Annotated in this window: 5 protein-coding genes; 1 reads left to right on the top strand and 4 read right to left on the bottom strand. The window is 63.9% G+C overall.

The genetic code is table 11. From position 1 onward, the window contains the following. Positions 1–153: 153 nt before the first annotated feature. Entirely contained in the window at positions 154–711 is a 558-nt protein-coding gene (locus WAN71_RS13315; RefSeq protein WP_422225781.1) for a hypothetical protein, read from the bottom strand. A gap of 207 nt (positions 712–918) precedes the next feature. Between WAN71_RS13315 and WAN71_RS13310 the strand changes: the two genes are divergently transcribed. Beyond that, positions 919–1,614 (top strand): DUF805 domain-containing protein, encoded by a 696-nt coding sequence (locus WAN71_RS13310; RefSeq protein ID WP_422225780.1) that lies wholly within the window; start codon positions 919–921, stop codon positions 1,612–1,614. A gap of 164 nt (positions 1,615–1,778) precedes the next feature. Here WAN71_RS13310 and WAN71_RS13305 read toward each other — a convergent pair whose 3' ends face one another. The 3 genes from WAN71_RS13305 to WAN71_RS13295 form a co-directional block, all read right to left on the bottom strand. Next, complete coding sequence (locus WAN71_RS13305; protein WP_422225779.1) at positions 1,779–2,153, bottom strand: hypothetical protein; 375 nt, start codon at positions 2,151–2,153, stop codon at positions 1,779–1,781. A 50-nt stretch (positions 2,154–2,203) separates the two neighbouring features. After that, on the bottom strand, positions 2,204–3,706 hold the full coding sequence (locus WAN71_RS13300; protein ID WP_422225778.1) for a class I adenylate-forming enzyme family protein: 1,503 nt from the start codon (positions 3,704–3,706) through the stop codon (positions 2,204–2,206). 73 nt (positions 3,707–3,779) lie between these two features. Next, on the bottom strand, positions 3,780–4,631 hold an 852-nt coding region (locus tag WAN71_RS13295), incomplete at its 5' end, for an acyl-CoA dehydrogenase family protein (RefSeq protein ID WP_422225777.1).

Below are 4,631 nucleotides of genomic sequence, written 5' to 3'. Positions count from 1 at the left end.
CTGCGCCTTGACCCCGCAAGCCACTGCCGCCCCAATGCATGGACCGGGGGAAACCAAAACCCAAACAAGCCCCCGCTCAACCACTTTCAATCGCCCACTTGACAGGCCGTTCCACATCAGAACGGTGGTGGGTCGTGGTCGGTCTCGACCCAGTTACGGCACCAACGGCAGGCGCCACGCCGGTGTCTCGGGGTCGAGAAACCAGAGCCGCGTCGCTGTCAGCCGCAGGATACGCACTGCGCCGGTGATCAGGATCACCGCAAGCGGCAGATTGCCGAGAGCGGCGGTCAGCACCGACACCCACCTTTGGCCCGGCCCGGCGGTCATCAGGTCGAACCAGGCATCACAGATCAGCAGGACCCCCGTCGTGAACGCGGGAAGCAGCACCAACTGCCGGCGCAGCCAGCCCAGCACCGCGGTAGCGATCATGAACGCGATGAGCACACAGTCGAAGCCGATCCACGTCGCCGGCCAATTATGGGCGACATAGTTCGCGGGCAGTGTGAAGCCGAGGTAAATCGTCCACGGCATCAACCCGATAGCGCCGCCCACCATCAGCGTCAACCGATTCCGCCGCATGCGTCTCGCGATTACTGGTGGAAGCACTTCGTCGAGCGGCCGCTGCAGCCGCTGAATCAAGTCCTTGCGTTCAGCGGGTGACATCGCCGCGATGTGGGCATCCGACAGCTCGCCACCATCGTAGCCAGTCATGACCGTTGAGTATCCGCCTCGACTGCCGCAGGACGTTTTGAGCAGATGGTGGCACCGACTGGCTGAAGAACACTTCAGCCAGGGAGGCGCCGACCGCAAGAAACTCGCCAAGAATCTTTCAAGAATCCTGCCGCACCCTAGGCATTGTCGGCCACCAAGACCGACCTCGGAGCATGATGGGGCACATTCGCGAGTAAGGACTCATAAATGGACCTGGGTCATCTCTACACGAGCTTCGACGGCCGCATCAATCGACAGCCGTATTGGATTGCGGCAATCATCCTGGCTCTGGTGAACCTCGTGATCTCGTTGGTCGTCGGAAGGTTACTGGGCGTGTCGATCATGCCGCCCGACTTCCGTTTCATGCTGGTAAGCCTCGTCTTGACAGTCCTGTTCCTCTACCCTGCGGCGGCGCTGATGGTGAAACGCCTGCACGACCGCGACCGGCCCGCGTGGCTTGCCGCGCTCTTCCTGGCGGCGGCCCTGATCAAGAGTGTTACCGACCTGATCGGAATGACCGGCAACCAGTTCAATCCGAACATGCTCGTTCTTCTGCTGAGCGGCATCGGTACCATCGTCTTTGCCATCGTCGGCATTTGGGCCTTTGTCGAACTTGGCTGCCTGCGCGGCAGCGTCGGAACGAACCAGTACGGCCCCGACCCGCTCGGCGGTTCTGAGATTGACGCTGCCAACGACACGCCCTGGACCCCATCGTTGGCGAAGTCATCAACGGGATTACGCGGCTCAGACTATTTTAAGAAGTGCCCGGCCTGCGGGAAATTTACCCGCGACGCTAAGGTGTGCAGGATCTGTGGCCACGACCTCACTTATAGCGTGTCAGATGCACCGCGGATAGAAACGCGAAACAAGCCGCCGACTACACCAGGCACCTCGGAGCTTTAAGCAGCGCGCGAAGTCCACGACGGCGAGGTGTAGGCAGTGCGGGCCGTCGTGTTGGTGCTGTCGCGGCGGTGTCGCGGTTGGCTTTGGCCGTCGGCAGGCCGCAAGAAGCGGTTCGTCGTCTTCACCTGACGATGGCGGCAGCACAGGCACTTTTCAGATTCGCTCTAGCCGCTGGACCTTGTCGGCGGCCCATCGTGTGAAGTCGGGTCCGTTTTGCCCAGCAGCCGGTAGCCGACTTCGGCAAATGTTCGGGCGATGTTCCTGCCGTCGGCACGGTGAAGCTGGCAGTACGACTCAATGCGCGCGGCCTCGCCCCCGGTTACCCCGTACAGACGGGTCGAGACCGGATCCTCGGGCGGCGTGGGGTCGCCCGCGAAACGGGCCCGCATCGCCCACATGGTTTCCACGGCCGCAACCACCGAGTAACCACCCAACGGTGGGGCGACGTGATATAGCTCGATGTCGCCGACAGCCATGATCTTGAGTACCTGATCGGCGTTGTCTGGTGCTAAGCCGACAAAACGTGCAGTGCCTGACATGGTTCCCCGAACTAGTTGACGACGATTGATCGATACTAGGGGGTTCCGCGCTACCCACCTCGCGCCGAAATCATCGCCGAGCGGTTGATTTTGGTCGCCGCCGTGCGGGGAATCTCGTCGACGAACTCCACCGTCTTGGGAACCTTGTATGCAGCTAGTCGGGTCTTCGCGTAGTCGATGACCTGTCGCTCGGTCAGCGGCGCCGCGGCGTCGGCGAGCTGTACCACGGCGTGCACGCGGCGTCCCCATTCGGGGTCGGCGAGCCCGATGACGACGACGTCGGCGATGCTGTCGTGTTCGGCCAGCGCGCATTCCACTTCCGCCGGAAAGACATTGGCGCCCCCGGTGATGATCATGTCGCTTCGGCGGTCGGCGATGTAGAGGTAGCCGTCGGCGTCGAGGTGGCCGATATCACCGGCGGTCCGAAACCCGTCGGGCGTCGACGGCAGCAGCGGCGCTCCACCCAGGTAGCGATACCCGGCGCTCATCGGCGAACGTAAGTAGACCTCACCGAGCGCATTGGGACCGAGGGGTTGACGGTTCGGGTCCAAAATCCGCACTTCGGTGTCTCGGAAGCCGCGGCCGACGCTGCCCGGATGAGCAAGCCACTCATCGCCGCGTAATGCGGTGATCCCCAGACCTTCGGTCATTCCGTACGCCATGACGACTTGCTCCGGGCTGAGCAGGTCGAACCAGGTGTGCAACAGCGCATGCGGCATCACCGCGGCGCCCTGCAGGATCCACGCGATGCTAGAAAAATCCCGCTGGCCAATATCGGGAAGAGCCGCGATCCGCGCCAACATTGTCGGCGTGGCGGTGAAGTTGGTGATGCGATACCGTTCGATCGCGTCGACAACGATTGCCGCATCGAACTTTTCCAGCACCACCAATCGGTCACCACCCAATAGGTAGCTGAGCGGCGAGAAACCGTTGGTGTGATACATCGGACCGGGCACCAGTATGGTCTGCGGCTGGGGTGTGGGCTCCCAAGCCGCTAGGAACGGGAAGGACGACTCTGGCGTCCAAATCCCCTGCGCCAAAGTGAGAATCACCTTGGGCAGGCCGGTCGACCCGCTGCTGCATATCCCGTTGGCGTTCGGGGACACTACGGCCGGAAGCGGGTCTTGCGATTGGTCGGTGGCGCGCGAGGTCAGCGTGTGCCGGCTTTGTTCGTCGACGATAACGGCCGGGTCGATCACCTCCAGCACCCGGGATCGCTCCCAATCCGGCAGGTCCCAGCGCATCGGAACTGGAACCGCGCCAACCTTCCAGCAGCCCAGCGTCGCCAGCACAAGCTGCTCGGAGTTGGGAATTGCAAGCGCGACAAGCGAACCGATCTCAGCGCCGACGGCCGCCAGCGCCCGTCCCCATTGATTGGCCCGGGCATCCAGTTCGGCGAAGGTGATCGAGTGCGCCGTGCCGTCGCGCGCGACGATGGTCACAGCCGTGTCGTTGCGCCGTTGTTCGGCTAGCTGCTGAAGTTTGGTGCCGAACGGAACCTCGTCGTCGTGCTGGCCGGGAGCCTCCCCGGCCGCGAGTTCTCCGGTGCTCATCTGCGCCGCTCCTCAGCATCGCTCCGTCCCCCGCAAGCGGGAGGTGCCCCCACTGCATCGCGGCCGGCGCGGCTCACACCGGCTCCGCTGCGACTGGCTCAGAGAAGAGTGTCTCCAGTTGACCGCCGCGGACACCGGACATTAGGCGCAGGGCAAGCATCTCGCTGCTGACCGGCAGCCGGATCAGCGGCTGGATGTGCCGGTCGAGGACGCTGACATCGGACTCGTCACAAAAGCCCAGCGCGCCGAGCAACTGATGCGCGGCGCGCAGCACCTGGCGTGCGGTATCGACGGCCTTGAGCCGTAGTATCAGCGCGTCTGACGAATGTACCTGAGCTGCAGTCGATTCGGTTCGACTGATGGTGTACTTGGCGAGTTCGTAAAGTCCGCGCACCGCGACCGACGCGTCGGCGATAGTGAACCGGACGGCCTGGAATTCCGCCAGCGGCTTGCCGAACTGCATTCGCGCGGTGACGTGCCGCCGGGTGATCTCCAATGCCTGCTGCACGGCGCCCAGAATCCGCCAGGATCCCAGCATCAGATGCATATCGACGTCGGCTGCCCACACGACGTCCTCAGACTCAGCCAAGGTGGCCGGCACCAGAAACGGCCCTAGTTTGGCACTGGTGCGCGACGACGGTTGGACGCGGTACCGCGTGCCGTCGAGGTCGGCGGCGATCCAGTCGCCGGGCAGGTCGCCGTGGTCGATGCGCGGCGCTTCCGGATTGACCAGGGCCAGCCGAGCGCCGTCGATCGCGAGCAGCTCCTCGACCAGCGGGTAGGGCAGGACCGCCGCCCCGGCCGCCTGGCAGAGGACCGCAGCCGCCAGCAGATCGTCGGAGGAGGATCTGACGTCGAGGTCGAATGCGCCGAGGTCGGCCAGCGCGGACCGGGCGTCATGCCGCAAGTGTTCCTCGGTTTCGGC

Origin of the sequence: Mycobacterium sp., from assembly GCF_049280035.1 — a bacterium.
Taxonomy (GTDB): domain Bacteria; phylum Actinomycetota; class Actinomycetes; order Mycobacteriales; family Mycobacteriaceae; genus Mycobacterium.
Note: the sequence above shows the minus strand (reverse complement) of the source record. Positions and strands in the feature narration are given on the sequence as shown.

Excerpts from the sequence above, each read along its gene's own strand:
- WAN71_RS13315 (WP_422225781.1), bottom strand. The coding sequence starts at position 711 with ATGACTGGCTACGATGGTGGCGAGCTGTCGGATGCCCACATCGCGGCG.
- WAN71_RS13310 (WP_422225780.1), top strand. The coding sequence starts at position 919 with ATGGACCTGGGTCATCTCTACACGAGCTTCGACGGCCGCATCAATCGA.
- WAN71_RS13305 (WP_422225779.1), bottom strand. The coding sequence starts at position 2,153 with ATGTCAGGCACTGCACGTTTTGTCGGCTTAGCACCAGACAACGCCGAT.
- WAN71_RS13300 (WP_422225778.1), bottom strand. The coding sequence starts at position 3,706 with ATGAGCACCGGAGAACTCGCGGCCGGGGAGGCTCCCGGCCAGCACGAC.